Annotated in this window: 13 protein-coding genes; 10 read left to right on the forward strand and 3 right to left on the reverse strand. The window is 48.4% G+C overall.

Annotation, left to right across the window (positions count from 1 at the left end; all coding sequences use genetic code 11):
- Positions 1 to 30: 30 nt before the first annotated feature.
- From OS145_RS01835 to hemL, 4 genes are all read left to right on the forward strand, one after another.
- Complete coding sequence (locus OS145_RS01835) at positions 31 to 1,728, forward strand: chloride channel protein (RefSeq protein ID WP_006954297.1); 1,698 nt, start codon at positions 31 to 33, stop codon at positions 1,726 to 1,728.
- A gap of 17 nt (positions 1,729 to 1,745) precedes the next feature.
- On the forward strand, positions 1,746 to 2,177 hold the full coding sequence (gene hemJ / locus OS145_RS01840; RefSeq protein ID WP_006954299.1) for a protoporphyrinogen oxidase HemJ: 432 nt from the start codon (positions 1,746 to 1,748) through the stop codon (positions 2,175 to 2,177).
- Between the two features lie 69 nt (positions 2,178 to 2,246).
- Complete coding sequence (locus OS145_RS01845) at positions 2,247 to 3,254, forward strand: aspartate carbamoyltransferase (protein ID WP_006954301.1); 1,008 nt, start codon at positions 2,247 to 2,249, stop codon at positions 3,252 to 3,254.
- 29 nt (positions 3,255 to 3,283) lie between these two features.
- Positions 3,284 to 4,570 (forward strand): glutamate-1-semialdehyde 2,1-aminomutase, encoded by a 1,287-nt coding sequence (hemL, locus tag OS145_RS01850; RefSeq protein WP_006954303.1) that lies wholly within the window; start codon positions 3,284 to 3,286, stop codon positions 4,568 to 4,570.
- On the opposite strand, the gene mrcB is transcribed toward hemL, so the two are convergent.
- Genes mrcB through pepB form a run of 3 tightly spaced genes read right to left on the reverse strand, consistent with a single transcriptional unit; the run spans position 4,567 to position 10,641 of the window.
- Complete coding sequence (gene mrcB / locus OS145_RS01855; protein ID WP_006954304.1) at positions 4,567 to 6,834, reverse strand: penicillin-binding protein 1B; 2,268 nt, start codon at positions 6,832 to 6,834, stop codon at positions 4,567 to 4,569. The genes hemL and mrcB overlap by 4 nt on opposite strands.
- Positions 6,824 to 9,322: an ATP-dependent helicase HrpB gene (hrpB, locus tag OS145_RS01860; RefSeq protein WP_006954305.1), complete on the reverse strand. Its 2,499-nt coding sequence runs from the start codon at positions 9,320 to 9,322 to the stop codon at positions 6,824 to 6,826. Before hrpB ends, mrcB begins: the two co-directional genes overlap by 11 nt.
- 20 nt (positions 9,323 to 9,342) lie before the next feature.
- Entirely contained in the window at positions 9,343 to 10,641 is a 1,299-nt protein-coding gene (pepB, locus tag OS145_RS01865; protein WP_006954306.1) for an aminopeptidase PepB, read from the reverse strand.
- 57 nt (positions 10,642 to 10,698) lie between these two features.
- Between pepB and sfsA the strand changes: the two genes are divergently transcribed.
- The 6 genes from sfsA (at position 10,699) to panB (ending at position 15,637) form a co-directional block, all read left to right on the forward strand.
- The gene (gene sfsA, locus OS145_RS01870) at positions 10,699 to 11,418 is read left to right on the forward strand and encodes a DNA/RNA nuclease SfsA (RefSeq protein WP_006954307.1); all 720 of its coding nucleotides are present in this window, start codon (positions 10,699 to 10,701) and stop codon (positions 11,416 to 11,418) included.
- Between the two features lie 129 nt (positions 11,419 to 11,547).
- A complete protein-coding gene (gene dksA / locus OS145_RS01875) occupies positions 11,548 to 11,997 on the forward strand; it encodes an RNA polymerase-binding protein DksA (RefSeq protein WP_006954308.1) in 450 nt (149 codons plus the stop codon).
- Positions 11,990 to 12,865, forward strand: a complete 876-nt coding sequence (gene gluQRS, locus OS145_RS01880; protein ID WP_006954309.1) for a tRNA glutamyl-Q(34) synthetase GluQRS — start codon at positions 11,990 to 11,992, stop codon at positions 12,863 to 12,865. Before dksA ends, gluQRS begins: the two co-directional genes overlap by 8 nt.
- Positions 12,866 to 12,959: 94 nt before the next feature.
- A complete protein-coding gene (gene pcnB / locus OS145_RS01885; RefSeq protein ID WP_006954310.1) occupies positions 12,960 to 14,324 on the forward strand; it encodes a polynucleotide adenylyltransferase PcnB in 1,365 nt (454 codons plus the stop codon).
- A complete protein-coding gene (gene folK, locus OS145_RS01890; RefSeq protein ID WP_006954311.1) occupies positions 14,317 to 14,829 on the forward strand; it encodes a 2-amino-4-hydroxy-6-hydroxymethyldihydropteridine diphosphokinase in 513 nt (170 codons plus the stop codon). The genes pcnB and folK overlap by 8 nt, the downstream gene beginning before the upstream one ends.
- Before the next feature lie 10 nt (positions 14,830 to 14,839).
- Positions 14,840 to 15,637, forward strand: coding sequence for a 3-methyl-2-oxobutanoate hydroxymethyltransferase (panB, locus tag OS145_RS01895; protein WP_006954312.1), 798 nt, complete (start codon positions 14,840 to 14,842; stop codon positions 15,635 to 15,637).
- Positions 15,638 to 15,639: the final 2 nt, after the last annotated feature.

A 15,639-nucleotide genomic window follows, 5' to 3' on the forward strand; every position in this document is an offset into this window, starting at 1 on the left:
CACCTGCGAGCTGCGTGTAGGACAAAAAACATGCAATTTTCCCGGCAAGCGATAATTAAACGAGCGCGTAAACAACTCGCCGCCCCGACAACAACGGTTGCTATCTGTTTATTAGGGCTACTCGGTGGCATTGTCGCGGCTCTTTTTATTGTCGTATTCCGGTTCGCTATTGACCAAAGTGCCTATCTTGTCGGTAATGTGACTCACTGGCAACAGCCTTTACCGACTTTTTCTCGGTTTGCTCTACCAGTTGGTGCCGCGCTGGCTTTGTTCGTTTTATTTAAGCTATCCAGAGCTAAGCGCGTTCGTCTCGGTATCCCTTACGTAATCCATCGTATGAAACAGCAATATGGCATGCTTCCCTGGCGTAGTACGGTGAATCAATTTTTTGGTGGTATTATTGCATTGGCGGCAGGGTTTAGTGTCGGAAGAGAGGGACCGGCTGTGCATTTAGGCGCGGCAGCCAGCACTTGGTTAGGTTATCACATTGATACACCCAAAAACGCAGTACGTACACTTGCTGCATGCGGAATCGCAGCGGCAATAGCAGCATCTTTCAATACACCATTGGCGGCAATGGTGTTGGTGATGGAAGTCGTGCTGCGCGAATATAAAGTTCATATCTTTATTCCCGTCATGCTAGCAGCCGTTGCAGGGTCTATTATCACTGACCAAATTTTTGGTCCCGCCACCGAGTTAACGTTGTTGAAAGGGCAAGAATTGCCAGAGTCTCAGTTTGGCTTTGTCATACTGCTTGGTATATCGGTTGGTATTATCGGCGTGCTATTTAAAAAGCTCATGCTAGACGTCATGAACACGGTAAAAGACACCGCAATGCTTACGCGGTTGCTATTCGCAGGACTCATTACCGCTTTTCTCGCTGTCATAATCCCAACCAGTCTTGGCCCGGGTCTATCGACGATTCAACAAGTCGTTCAGTTCCAAGATCAACAAGCCGTACTCTTAACATTACTACTTGCTAAGCTCGTCGCGAGCGCTATTGCCTTGGGCATGGGAACACCCGGTGGCTTAATCGGCGCCGCCTTTGGCGTGGGTGCAGCGGTCGCCGCGTTATTCGTCAATATCCTCGTGCAATATCAGTTAATTGGCGCGGAGCACTTAGACTCCTATATATTATTAGGCATGGCTGGAATACTGGCTGCGTGTATTCACGCGCCTATGGCCGCTCTACTCGCCATTGTAGAGCTCTCAGGCAGTGTCGAAATCATTGTACCCGCAATGCTGGTTATCGTTCCTGCCTATTTGATTTCGTCCCAACTGTTTAGGTCAAAGTCTGTCTTTATCGCACAGCTAGAATTACAAGACCTGCCCTATCAAATTCCTCCTGTCGCCGTCGCGTTGCAAAAAACAGGAGTTGAACATGTCATGGAGACACAATTTAAATTGTTGCTGGAGCCGACCCAAAACGAGCTCTTAGATGTATTAGAAAAAGCGAGTAACCAAACCGTTATTGTCATGAATGTCGACGACAACAACCTTCCGCAGTATCGAATTGTTACTTACGATATAGGCGCTGGCGACAGTCCTTCACTTAATTACATGCCCATTAAGGGCCTCAAGGTCACTTCGACCTTGTCTGAAGTGTGGGATGAACTGAGTGGTCAGCGTCGAGGCGCTGTCTACATTTTTGATCAAGACAATGGCGAACCCTGCGGTATTGTGACCTGGGAAATCGTACGTCGCGCACTACAACGAGAACTTGCCTAAGAGGAGCTGTACCCACGATGTCCACTTTGCTTTGGATTAAAGCCTTGCATGTCATATTTATGGTGGCATGGTTTGCCGGGATATTCTATCTACCCCGTTTGTTTGTCTATCACGCCATGTCCAATCAACCAGCCGTTGATGAACAATTTAAAATAATGGAACGAAAATTACTCTATTTTGTAACGCCGTTTGCCGTTCTAACTTTAATTTTTGGTGTAACTTTAATGGCTATGTACGGTAGTGCTTGGATTGCAGCTTCTGGCTGGCTGCACGTAAAGCTGGTCCTGGTCGCTTTACTGTATGGGTATCACGGCTACTGCTTTAAATTACTAAGTGACTTTAAAAACAACCGTAATAAGCGCAGCCATCGTTTTTATCGCGTTTTTAACGAATTCCCCGTGTTATTGTTATTTGCCATTGTCATTTTAGCGATAGTGAAGCCGTTCTGATTTTTTTGCAGACAATATCTGATATACTGAGCGTCCAGTGACATCCGCTGGCAAAGGGCTTTATACGTTATGAATTTCACCGGCTCCAACATCCTCTCGGTCAACCAATTTGATCGCGACAGTGTCGAATACATTTTCTCCGTTGCGGATAAAATGCAACCCTACGCGCGACGTCAAAAGCGCACAAAAGTGCTCGAAGGCGCCATTCTCGGGAACTTGTTTTTTGAGCCCTCCACCCGCACACGGGTCAGCTTTGGCACTGCTTTCAACCTACTCGGTGGTGAGGTGCGCGAAACAACCGGTATGGAAAGTTCTGCGATTGCTAAAGGTGAATCACTTTATGACACGGCTCGTGTGTTGAGTAGCTATAGCGATGTTATCGCAATGCGACACCCGAAATCGGGTTCAGTCGCTGAGTTTTCTGAAGGTAGCCGCGTTCCAGTGATTAATGGAGGCGATGGTGCCAATGAACACCCAACACAAGCCTTACTCGATTTGTATACCATTGAAAAAGAGCTTGCCTACCACGGCCAGACTATTGATAACATGCATATTTGCATGATCGGCGACCTCAAGTATGGACGCACTGTACACTCGTTGTCGAAGTTGCTGACCATGTATAAAAATGTTCGCTTTACTTTAATTTCGCCGCGCGAACTATCAATGCCGAGCTCAGTGCTCGATGCACTCGATACCGCGGGTCATGCCTTCCATATCACAGAAACGATGGAGGGTATCGTCGATGCGGATATCGTCTACCAAACGCGTATCCAGCAAGAACGTTTTGCATCTCCTCAAGATGCTGACCAATACCGCGGACGTTTTCGGTTAAACCAAGATATCTACACCAAGCATTACAAACCTAATACCGTCATCATGCACCCGTTACCGCGTGATTCGCGCTCAGAAGCAAACGAATTAGATAACGATCTGAACCAAAATCCGAATTTAGCGATATTCAGACAAGCCGATAATGGCGTCTTAATTCGGATGGCACTGTTCGCGCTCACCTTGGGTGTTGTCGATCAGGTCGACCAATATGAGTGCCCGGTAAACTGGTACAGCGATAAGCGTTAAATCTGTCAAACAAGTTTAAGGAACTGTTCATGAGTCGTTCAGAACAATTATTTACGCAAGCACAAATTAGTATTCCAGGCGGCGTAAATTCGCCGGTACGTGCATTTAACGGTGTGGGCGGCAGCCCTATTTTTATTGAGCGCGCCGATGGTGCATACATGTTTGATGCCGATGGTCAGCGCTACATTGATTACGTGGGTTCTTGGGGTCCGATGATCCTAGGTCATAATAATCAAGTCGTTTTAGACGCCACCATCACAGCAGCGCAGCGGGGTTTAAGCTTTGGTACACCGACCGAAGTCGAAATCACCATGGCAGAGAAGATCCGTGAGTTGGTACCGTCTATTGAAAAAGTACGCATGGTGAACTCTGGCACCGAGGCGACCATGACAGCGATTCGTTTAGCGCGTGGCTATACCGGTCGCGATAAGATCCTTAAGTTTGAGGGTAACTATCACGGTCACGCCGACGCACTCTTGGTTAAGGCTGGCTCCGGTGCTCTGACCCTTGGCGTACCCAATTCACCGGGTATCCCAGAAGATTTTGCAAAGCACACGTTGACAGTTGAGTACAACAATATTGACTCTGTTAAAGATATTTTTGCTCAGTATGGCGACCAAATCGCCTGTATTATTGTTGAACCCGTTGCTGGCAATATGAACTGTATCCCTCCCGTACCTGGCTTCCTAGAAGGCTTACGCACGATTTGTGACGACTACAGTTCAGTACTTATTTTTGATGAAGTCATGAGTGGCTTCCGTGCGGCCCCAGGTGGCGCACAAGAGCGTTACAACGTAACTCCCGATCTAACCACCTTGGGTAAAGTCATTGGTGGCGGTATGCCTGTGGGTGCCTTCGGAGGTAAAAAGGAAGTCATGGACCATATCGCGCCAACGGGTCCGGTCTACCAAGCAGGTACCTTATCCGGCAACCCAGTAGCCATGTCGGCAGGACTTGCCGCACTGTCACAATTAAGTCAGGAAGGACTTTACGAGCAGTTATACGCGCGTGTCGATCAATTACTCGACGGCATGCAACAACTCGCGGACGAGGCGGGTATCCCGTTTACCACTAATCGCGCCGGTTCGATGTTTGGTTTCTTCTTCACTAAAGAGAAACAAGTGACTTCATATAAACAAGCTACCGAGTGCAATATGGAGCACTTTAAAGCGTTTTATCACAGCATGCTCAAGCAAGGTGTCTATTTAGCACCTTCTGCCTTCGAAGGTGGATTTATGTCTGCTGCTCACTCCGAACAAGACATTGAAGACACTTTGGCGGCTGCTAAGATCGCGTTTAGCGAACTCTCAGCTTAACCACCAAATAGACGCTCAAGCCAGCTTTTCTCCTCCACTTGGGCGTCACAATTCATATTTTCAGCAAGCGGTTTAGGTATAGCAGGTAAAACAATCGCTTGCTGACAATTATCCGGAATCCTCGTGCCTTGTTTTTGGTGAAAGCTCTGGAACGTCAATCCTTCGACAGGAACGAGCGATAGCGGCTCTGGCTTAACTTGCTGATAAAAGCGTGACACCATTGGTAAGGCGCCCGAACTGCCGCTTAACCAAGTGGTTTTGTTATCATCTGTACCGAGCCAAGCAGTCACCACATAGCGTCCATCGATAGATACAAACCAGCTGTCTTTGTAGTCATTTGTAGTCCCTGTTTTGCCAGCCATCGGTGTCCCCGGAAACGCCTCGCCTAACGCATGTGCCGTCCCTTTACTGACTACCCCTGCCATCGCATAGCGAGTTAAGTACGCGACTTTAGAACTTAATACACGTTTTTTAACCTCTTTTGCATTTTCGTACACCGGTAGCCCGTCGTGCGTAGTAATCGCATTGATCGCTTTCAATGGTTGAAATACACCGTCATTTGCAATGCTAGAAAATACCCGGGAAACCGCTAGGGGTGACATTTCGACAGCACCCAGTGTAAGGGATGGATAGTCACGAATCGGTGTTACTACACCCATTTTTCTTAATTGGGTAATCAGCCTCTCAACACCTACTTGCAAACCAATACGGACTGCTGGCAGATTGCGCGAATAAACGAGCGCGTCATAAATTGTCATGTCTCCCCAAAACTCGTCATCGTAGTTTTGGGGCTTCCACGGCTTACCACGCTCATCCGTTAACGTAACGGCCTCATCAACAACGTGACTATTCAGACCCATTGTCTCGGACTCGCTCATTGCGGTGGCATAAATAATGGGTTTAATGAGTGAGCCTATCGGTCTCAACGCCTTAATCGCACGGTTAAAGCCAACTTGATTCGCATTGCGACCACCGACCAAGGCGACAATATTTCCATGTTGGTAATCACTGACGACGAAAGCACCTTCTAAGTCTTGAATCTCCCGACCAGGAATACCATCAGCCATGACGCGTTCAGCGCGATGCTGTGCTTCGATATCCAGTGCTGTGAAGATTTTGAGACCATTTTCTTGCCAATTTGGTGGTAGCTTGATGCGACTAAGCTCATCTTTTACACGCTCAAGATAGTGAGGAAAGCTATCCTCTACTAGTCGACGCGAAGCACGTACTTTGATGTCAGTCTCGATCGCTGCGATAAAATCCGGTTTACTCAATAAATCGTTTTCATACATTAGCCTTAACACGAGATCTCGGCGCTGACGTACGCGTTCAGGATAACGTCTCGGGTCATAGTAAGAAGGTCCTTTAACCATCGCAATCAGCATTGCCACCTGATCAGCGGTTAGTTCCTGCACCTGACGCCCAAAGTAATAATGACTTGCAAGCCCTACCCCATGAATCGCATGGCGTCCGTCTTGACCAAAATAAACTTCATTAAAGTAAGTTTCGAGGATCGTGTTTTTGTCGAACCGATAATCGATGACTAATGACATCATCGCTTCGTGGAACTTACGCCACAATGTTTGTTCGCGTGTCAGATAGAGGTTCTTAACGAGCTGTTGAGTCAGCGTGCTACCACCTTGCACCGTTCGACCCGCGCGGATATTTGCAGCGAGTGCACGCAGCACTGAGAGAGGTGAAACGCCAGAGTGATGGTAGAAATTTTTGTCTTCAACCAATATTAGTGTCTCAGTCATCAGGCTCGGGATCATCTCTAATCCCACTAACAAGCGATCTTCATTGCTCAGCGAGTTAATGCGACCAATGAGCTGAGGCTCCAGTTGAATGTGCTGTAGCTGACGTCCGTCTGGCCAACTCACAATGGTTGCAATTTTTCCACGATGAAAGTTTAGCTCAACGCGTTGCGACATCTTGGGCCCGTCAGCAAAGTCAAACGGCCTTCGATGCACCATGAGTCTATCGCCAGCAACCGAAAAGTATCCTGTTGCTTCGGTTGAACTACTGCGCTGGTAACTTAAACGCTCAAGTACATCAATCACTTGCGCCTGACTTATCGAATCACCCACACGAAGTGTTTTTTCCGCCGCATAGACCAGTGCAGGCGCCTGATAGCGTTGATTGGCAAAAACTCGCGTGAGGGTGGCGTCCAAATAGATTAGATAGAAAGCCGAAATAACGACCACAATCAGCCCGAGTTTTAGGCCTGTTTTAATAATGTAGTTTAACCAGGGTTTACTTGTCATTCAGTTGTCGCTTCGTTTTTACTGTAGCAATTGCGTGTGTCGGATCATCGGGCCATGGATGCTTCGGATACCGTCCGCGCATCTCCTTTTTAACTTCCTGATAGCCTGAACGCCAAAAAGAAGCCAAATCATGCGTTCGTTGCAATAACCGACCTGCCGGTGAGAGCAAATCTATTGCAATGGCGACTTGTCCGTTTAGCACGGTAGGTGATGCGACTTCACCAAAAGCTTCTTGCAACTTTATTGCAACCTTTGGTGAGCGCTCAGACTCTGTGCCACTCGGATAATCAATGATGACGCGTCGACCACTGGGCGCCAACCAATGCGTCGGGCACCACTTATCCAACAGTTGCTGCCCCTCGTAAGTCAGCGTATTGAGTAACGCCTCATTTGGTTGCCATCCCCTCAACTGTCTTAAGCTCGTCATACCATGCCAATAAGGCAATGCCCAATCGGCCAAGTGCTCAAGTAAGTCCGTTTCATACGGGGCGATATTAAACAGTTCAGGTCGTGCGCGATATAGAAATTGTAGCCTGGCTAATAACCCCGCGGTACCGCTGTTCCAGCCGATGGCGCTAAGGCCTTCAGCCCGCAACCAATGAGTCAAAGCATCATTAAGTGCGTCTCTTGTTAATGCGGCGGGCTCCTGATGCCTATCCAAGACAAGTGCGCCACACATCTGCTCACTGGTTTTTATGAGCCGCTCGCCGTCTTTAGTCCAATTGTAAACCTCTCGTTCGACCAAACCTACTGCGGGATGACTCAGCAGCCTGTGTTTGTCGATCGATAAATATCCGATCAGCCGGTTATGACGTTGCTTTTCGCTCAAGCTCAGTTGCGTAGCGATAAAGTAGGATGAGTTGTTTCGATTACCAAATGAGTTCTGCAAATCGTAAATACGCGCCCCACTTGCAAGTTGTGCCTCATCAGTCCTATCCTGATAAGCAATGCGGTCAGCAAAGCCAAATAATACGGCCTCTTCGATATCTTCAAACTGTGTAGCGCCTTGCCGTTCGATTGAAAATACCTGACACCAATACGCAAACCGCTTCCACCATATCGAACCGCGTGTTGCGTTACGAAAATGTTGCTGAGCGGAAATCACGCTATCACTATTTGTGAAGCGTTTATCGGGCTGCTCATAAGTCGCTAGCCACTGCGCTAGTGCGCGCTGCTTTCCTTCAGGAAGTTTACCCCGGGCGTGTAATGCTATACACGACAGTCTAATATCGGTTCCAAAGCCAGCGACTTCTTGTCCCGCAAGCGTTAGTCGTTGCTCTTTTAACAACCCCATATCAGTCAGCGTGTCTTTAGCGGCTTCGACTAACGCGCTATCCGGTGGAGTAAACCAGTTAAGCTCCTCTACTTCTGTTCCCCACGCTTTGACTTGAACGATCAAATCCGTTAGCTCTTGAGTGGCTACATCGGGTGGGCTATACGCGGCTAAGCGCTGTTGAGTATCTTCACTCCATAATCGGTAGGCTCTACCAGGCTGCTGTCTCGCTGCACGACCTGCCCGTTGCTCACTATTGGATTTAGCGATCATTGCCGTTGTGAGACGACTGTCTCGATATTGAGGCAAATATACGGATTGTCGTTCTCGCCCCGTATCAACTACCGTATCAATACCTTCAATGGTGAGTGAGGTCTCAGCGATATTAGTAGCCAAAACCACCCGTTTACTAGCGCCCGCACGAATCACCTGCTGTTGCACATCGGCGGTTAGGCTACCATGCAAAATAGACACATCCTCACCTATTAACGTCTCCTGTAGACGTTGCTCAACATACTTGATCTCGCGCATCCCAGGCAAGAATACTAACACTCCTTTACGTGCGTGTTGAAAAGCTTCCACAATAACCGGTACGCTCTCTTCTAACCATCGTTCTAGGCGAGAGGGGGGTCGATAATGAACATCAAGATCAAACCGTTTCACGTCTACTGAGAGCAACTCAAAGCGTTGTTCTGTCGCGTTCGTGAGCCAGGTCGTTAGCGCTTCCCCCGGTAAGGTAGCCGACATGATTATCAAATTTAGCTCGGGCCGTAATGGCAGCAAGTCTAGCACCAAGCCAAGGCTCAAGTCGCTGTGTATGTTACGTTCGTGAAATTCGTCAAAAATGACAGTGGTAATCTCATGTAACTCGGGATCTTGTTGCAACCAGCGAGTGAATATACCCTCTGTAATAACCATTAGCCGTGTATCTTGGCTGCGTTTTGAATCGCCGCGAATACTGTAGCCGATGGTTTTACCGACAGATTCATTGAGTTGTTCTGCTAGAAAATTCGCTATTGATAGGGCAGCGACTCGCCGCGGTTGTAATAAAACAATGAGCCCTTCATTGTCACCGTGAAGAGCACTTGAAGCCAGTAAATGTAAGGGTAGAGCGGTCGATTTACCTGCCCCGGGAGGGGCTTCTATAACAACTCGAGCGCCTGGGCAGCGCTCGAGTAAAGATAGCTTAATCGCATCAATCGGTAGGTTTAACACGTCAGCCTACTCGTCATACATTAATCAGCCAATAAGGTTGCAGCGATTGTGCGTGCGCCCATCGCTGTCGCGCCCGCAGCCCACATTGGCGTTGATGACTTCTGATACGCACCGGCCAAATCAAAGTGCAACCAACCTTGTCCATCATTCGGTGCAAAACGCAGTAAAAAGCCAGCCGCGTTGCTTGCACCACCTGCACCGCCACCTTTCTGTGGACGACTATTCGCACAGTCTGCAAAAGGTGAAGGTGTATTTTCCATATGCCATGTTGCCAACGGCAAGCGCCATAAAAGCTCGTTCTCTTGTGCAGCGCAGTTCAGCGCAAGCGCCGCTGCCTGTTCATCAATACTGAACACCGCATTAAACTCATTGCCCACAGCCATTTGCGCGGCACCGGTCAGCGTCGCAGCATCGATCACCTGCTTAGCCCCCGCTTCACCTGCAGCCATTAAGCCATCGGCTAGCACGAGTCGCCCTTCAGCATCGGTATTGACCACTTCCACGCGAAGCCCATTTTTATAAGTAATGATATCGCCCAGCTTGTAGGCTTTGCCACTGATCATGTTCTCTGCGCAGCACAAGAATAGCTTCACGCGTTTATTCAGGCCTCGACGAATGGCCGTTGAAAGTGCACCGGCGAGCGTCGCGGCGCCACCCATATCGCACTTCATGCTCAACATACCTTCACTTGGCTTGATACTATAACCGCCCGAGTCATACGTAATACCTTTACCCACGAGCGCGTAATCAACAGGCGCGTTTTCATCGCCCGTCGGGTTGTAATCGATGACAGCCAGCACAGGCGCATGTTGGCTCGCGCGACCGACAGTATAAATACCCATCCAACCTTCGTTTTTGAGTTCATCGCCGACAATAAAACGTGCACTGACATTCTCTGGCGCAATACTCTTTAAATGCTCACTGACGCGCTCAGCTAAGCTTAACGGATAGATTTCTTCGGCCGACAAGTTCACCAGTTCGCGAGTAAATTGATTAGCCGCTCGCATATCATCAAGCTGTGAGGCGACTCCTTCATCGGTTTCGTTCCATGCCACTGTATTGTCTGACATGGTTGAATTAAAACCTTGATAGAATGCCCACTGACTTTCCATATCCCAACCCGCGCCAGCGAGTTGAACTGAAGCATAACCCTGTCCATCAAGATGACGGCCTGCTTTTTGGATTTTCCGTAAGTTTTCAACGCTGTCCGATCCAACATGAACGTTAACGCCTTGGTCGGAGTGACTCACTAAAGCCGACTGCTTTAAGAACGCCGCAGGTTTATCTAAAGTTAGAAAAACATTTACTGAACTAGACATCAGAATCATCTCCCATTAATTTGTCGATGCGTTTACTTTAGGGTTATAAGGACAGTCATGCAATTTAACAAGCCACTCGAAGTGGGTATCTTACACCAACGATATAAACGATTTTTAGCGGATATCGAGTTTGCTGCACAACCCCAAAGTATCGAAACAGTTCATTGCCCTAACACCGGCGCCATGACAGGCTGCGCGGAACCAGGCTACAAAGTATGGTGTAGTGTATCAGATAATCCCAAGCGCAAATATGCAAAGACTTGGGAGTTAGCACAAAACTTTGCCAGTGATTGGATTGTTATCAATACCCAGCGGGCAAACCAAGTTGCCGGTGAGGCATTACAGCAGGGGCTTATCACCGAGCTCGCTGAGTTCAACGAGTGGCTTGCTGAACAACGCTACGGCGAGCAAAACAGTCGTATTGATTGGCTCGGTGAAAGTAATACGGGCGCAAAGTGTTACGTAGAGGTCAAAAGCGTCACCCTGGTTGAGCAACAATGCGGCTACTTCCCCGACACCGTGAGCGCTCGAGCAATAAAGCACGTGCAAGAGCTCGAACACATGCGTGAGCAAGGTCACCGAGCGGTAATGCTATACGTCTGCATGCACTCTGGCGCAGACCACGTAAAACCTGCCGCCCACATCGATCCAAAATATGCAAACGCCTGTATTAATGCAGCGCAAAAAGGCGTCGAGTTTTATGCATTAAGCACCGATATAAATGAGCAAGGTATACGAGCTACCGGTGTGTTACCTGTCATGCTGAGTCACGAATAATACAGGCTGTATGAGTGTTCAAAAAGTACGAAAAGACGTTGCCTTAGGATGGCCTTTCTGCTATATGTAGCGTCCTTTTTTTCAGCTTGTTTAATTTAAGAGCAGCGAATTAACTGTAGGAGAACCATGATGCCAGAGGGCAAGAAGAAAACGCATGGCATCCTGGCGCTTGCCGGGCTAGAGCCGTATCAAGAGAAGCCGGGCGAAGAATACATGAATGATGAGCAATTAGCTCACTTTCGCAAAATTCTAGAAGAGTGGCGCCGCCAATTACGCCAGGAAGTGGACCGTACGGTTCACCACATGAAAGATGAAGCTGCAAACTTCCCTGATCCGGTCGATAGAGCCGCTCAAGAGGAAGAGTTCAGTATTGAGTTGCGCACGCGTGATCGCGAACGCAAACTTATCAAAAAGATCGAGAAAACTCTGCAAAAAATCGAGGAAGATGACTTCGGTTTCTGCGATTCATGTGGCATCGAAATTGGCATCCGCCGGTTAGAGGCACGCCCAACAGCCGACCTTTGTGTCGACTGCAAAACGCTTGCAGAGATTAAAGAAAAACAGATGACCGGTGCTTAAACCGATTCAACCTCAGTCTTCTGATAGCTATCGGGGTCGGTTTGCACCGACCCCGTCGGGTCCTTTGCACTTTGGCTCACTTGTTGCCGCATTGGGCAGCTTCTTGGATGCACGCGCGCACCACGGTCAATGGCTCGTGCGCATCGAAGATGTTGATAAAACCCGTGCCGTCCCCGATGCCGACACGCAGATACTCAAACAACTGGAAGCCCACAATTTACATTGGGACGAAACAGTTATTTACCAAAGCCAGCGCGACGACGTCTATGCGCGCGTGCTCGCTGATATCAGCGCGCAAACTTATCAATGTGATTGTAGCCGAAAACAAATACGTGCCCAGGGCGAGTATTACACTGGTTACTGCAGAACACGCCAACCACGCCCGACTCCTTATGCTATCCGCTTCAAAAACGACAACGCGAAAACTCACTTATTTGACCGTCGTCACCAGTACGTCGAGGCAGAGGTCCAGTTTGCCCAAGAAGATTTTATTCTACGCCGCCGTGATGGTTTGTTTGCCTACCAATTAGCTGTCGTGGTCGATGATCTAGCACAAGGCATCACCGATATTGTGCGCGGTTCGGACTTGTTAATTCCTAGCTTCTGGCAAGCAACACTGTGGCAAACATTAGGCGGAAGAACCCCTCGCTGGTTGCACCTGCCCTTAGTTACTGACCCTAACGGACGCAAACTGAGCAAGCAAAATCACGCGCCAGCGATTGATGCAACGCATCCAATAGCGAACCTCATCGCAGCCGCCAAGGTGTTATCACTCTCCCTAGGGGATGCCAACGATTATGATAGTGTCGATGCAGTGTTGACTGCAGCGATTCTACAATGGCAATCACAGTGGCAAATGATCGTATAATAAAGGTACAATATGCGCGCCCATCAATGAGCGTGCAGACTAAAAGCGGAGAACAGTCATTATCAAGCAATTCAAAAAGCTAGCTGAACGAGCAATGTCAAGCTTTAAAAAATCATCGAATAGCCGTTTACCACAGCTAACTAAGCTGACTCGCGATCAGCATCCAATATCTCGCAAAAATATAAGCGATAACGCGCTTAAAGTTTTATATCGCCTCCATAACTCAGGCTTTGAAGCCTATTTAGTGGGCGGGTGTGTACGCGATCTGCTTCTAGGTATTCAACCGAAAGACTTCGATGTCACTACCAACGCAACGCCTGAGCAGGTAAAAAAATTATTTCGCAACTGTCGCCTTGTCGGTAGACGTTTTCGCTTAGCACATATCGTATTCGGGAAAGATATTATTGAAGTCGCGACCTTCCGCGGGCATCACAAAGAAGACGATAGTGAAGCAGCATCACAAACACGTAAACAACCGACAGCCAAAACCGATGAGCAAGGTTTTTTAGTGCGCGACAATGTTTATGGCTCAATCGAAGAAGATGCTGAGCGACGCGACTTTACTGTTAATGCGATGTACTACAATATTGCTGATTTCTGCATTTACGACTTTGCGGGTGGCAAAAAAGACTTAGACGCCGGTGTCATACGACTGATTGGCGATGCTGAACAACGCTACCGTGAAGACCCAGTGCGTATGTTGCGAGCCATTCGCTTTGCCACAAAGCTTAACATGCAGATGGATAAGCATGTCCAAGAGCCTATTGTCGAAATGGCATCGCTTCTCAGGAACATCCCACCCGCACGGTTGTTTGACGAATTCCTGAAAATGTTTATGGCAGGTAAAGCCAGCGCGAACTTTGAAATGATGGTGCAGCACAACTTGTTCCAACAGATGTTCCCGGTGCTTAAAACCTATTTAAAAGATGAGCAGTCACCCGCGATAGCTCTTATCCAACGTGCACTCTCGGACACTGATAAACGAGTCAATAACGAGCAGCGCGTCACACCCGCTTATTTGTTAGCGGTAATGCTCTGGTATCCAATGGAAGCACGTCGCTCACAATTGGAGGTTGAGTCAGGACTGCCACCGATGGATGCGCTCAATATTGCCTCTGCCGACGTGATCGATAGGCAAAACCAAACGGTTGCTGTACCAAAACGTTTTTCGCTCCCCGTCCGTGATATGTGGCAATTACAGCTGCGCTTACAAAGTACCCGTGGTGGAAAGGCGATGAAGGTGCTTGAACATAAAAAGTTTCGCGCGGCATACGACTTCCTCATGCTGCGCGCCGAAGTTGAAGGTTCTAATGAGTTGATTGAGCTGAGTCAGTTTTGGACTAAGGCACAGAAAGCGCCTAATAAGGTCATTGGCAAAAAGCCAGGCCGCTCAGGACCTAAACGCCGTCGGCGACCTCGATCACGCAAAAAACCGAAGGGCTCTGAGAGTAATGAGTAATGCCTTTATTGCGTTGGGCGCTAATTTGGGTGACCCAGCGCAACAGCTCAAACAGGCGTTGTTGCACCTGAGCCAATCAGCGCATCTCAACTTGATCAATGTATCGTCGCTTTACCATTCCAAACCTATGGGACCACAAGACCAGCCCGACTACGTCAATGCCGTTTGCCAAGTCGAATGTCATGATTTAACGGCTGAGCAACTGTTAGCGCTTCTCCATCACGTCGAAGACGAATTTGGACGACAAAGAATTCGTCACTGGGGCGAAAGGACACTCGATCTCGATTTACTGCTATTTGATGACGTTCGTTCCGATACTGAAGTGCTTAAACTACCGCATCCAGGTATTTATGAGCGTCGCTTCGTATTACAGCCGCTAGCTGAGTTTGCCCCACAGCTCAAATTACCCAATAATAATACGGTAGCACAGCAACTTGCCATGCTTACTGATGAACCGCTTGCCGTGTTATGCTCACATTCTGAACTCATGACTTTGCTCAGTTAAGGATAGTCCTATGGTTGCGATGACCATTGCCAAACTACAAAAAAAGAAACAACAAGGCGAGAAAATTGCTTCTCTTACGGCATACGATGCAAGCTTTGCAAAACTAATGGTTGAGCAAGGCGTTGATTGCATTTTGGTAGGCGACTCACTCGGCAATGTTGTGCAAGGCCGTTCGTCGACTGTGCCGGTCACAATGACGGACATGGTTTATCACACTGAATGCGTTCGTCGTGGCGCACCAGAAGCCTTTATCATGAGCGACTTGCCGTTTATGAGCTACGGCACGCTAACCGATACTTTAAAAAACGCGGCTCAGCTTATGCAGGCAGGGGCCAATATGGTGAAGCTCGAAGGGGGTGACTGGCTCGTTGATTCGGTTAAAGCACTCACCCAACGCGGCATCCCGGTCTGTGCACACCTTGGTTTACTTCCCCAGTCCGTCAATGTGCTAGGTGGTTACCGTGTACAAGGTAAACAAGAGGCGCAAGCAGTGCAGCTGATTGAACAAGCAAGACAGCTCGAAGCTGCCGGCGCACAATTACTCGTACTCGAGTGTATTCCCAATTCTTTAGGCAAACGCGTCACCGAAGCACTCACCATTCCTACTATTGGCATTGGCGCGGGTCCTGACACCGATGGCCAGATCTTAGTGATGCATGACATGCTCGGTATGAACAGTGAGTACTTACCAAAGTTCGCTAAAAACTTTTTGGAAGAAGGTGATGGGATAGCCGGTGCTTTTCGTCAGTTTAGCGAACAAGTGAAGTCGGGTGACTTTCCTGAATTAAAGCATAGCTACGAGGGCTAGTT

This window comes from Idiomarina baltica OS145 (assembly GCF_000152885.1).
Classification (GTDB): Bacteria; Pseudomonadota; Gammaproteobacteria; order Enterobacterales; family Alteromonadaceae; genus Idiomarina; species Idiomarina baltica.

Excerpts from the sequence above, each read along its gene's own strand:
- OS145_RS01835 (WP_006954297.1), top strand. The coding sequence starts at position 31 with ATGCAATTTTCCCGGCAAGCGATAATTAAACGAGCGCGTAAACAACTC.
- hemJ (WP_006954299.1), top strand. The coding sequence starts at position 1,746 with ATGTCCACTTTGCTTTGGATTAAAGCCTTGCATGTCATATTTATGGTG.
- OS145_RS01845 (WP_006954301.1), top strand. The coding sequence starts at position 2,247 with ATGAATTTCACCGGCTCCAACATCCTCTCGGTCAACCAATTTGATCGC.
- hemL (WP_006954303.1), top strand. The coding sequence starts at position 3,284 with ATGAGTCGTTCAGAACAATTATTTACGCAAGCACAAATTAGTATTCCA.
- mrcB (WP_006954304.1), bottom strand. The coding sequence starts at position 6,834 with ATGACAAGTAAACCCTGGTTAAACTACATTATTAAAACAGGCCTAAAA.
- pepB (WP_006954306.1), bottom strand. The coding sequence starts at position 10,641 with ATGTCTAGTTCAGTAAATGTTTTTCTAACTTTAGATAAACCTGCGGCG.
- sfsA (WP_006954307.1), top strand. The coding sequence starts at position 10,699 with ATGCAATTTAACAAGCCACTCGAAGTGGGTATCTTACACCAACGATAT.
- dksA (WP_006954308.1), top strand. The coding sequence starts at position 11,548 with ATGCCAGAGGGCAAGAAGAAAACGCATGGCATCCTGGCGCTTGCCGGG.
- pcnB (WP_006954310.1), top strand. The coding sequence starts at position 12,960 with ATGTCAAGCTTTAAAAAATCATCGAATAGCCGTTTACCACAGCTAACT.
- folK (WP_006954311.1), top strand. The coding sequence starts at position 14,317 with ATGAGTAATGCCTTTATTGCGTTGGGCGCTAATTTGGGTGACCCAGCG.
- panB (WP_006954312.1), top strand. The coding sequence starts at position 14,840 with ATGGTTGCGATGACCATTGCCAAACTACAAAAAAAGAAACAACAAGGC.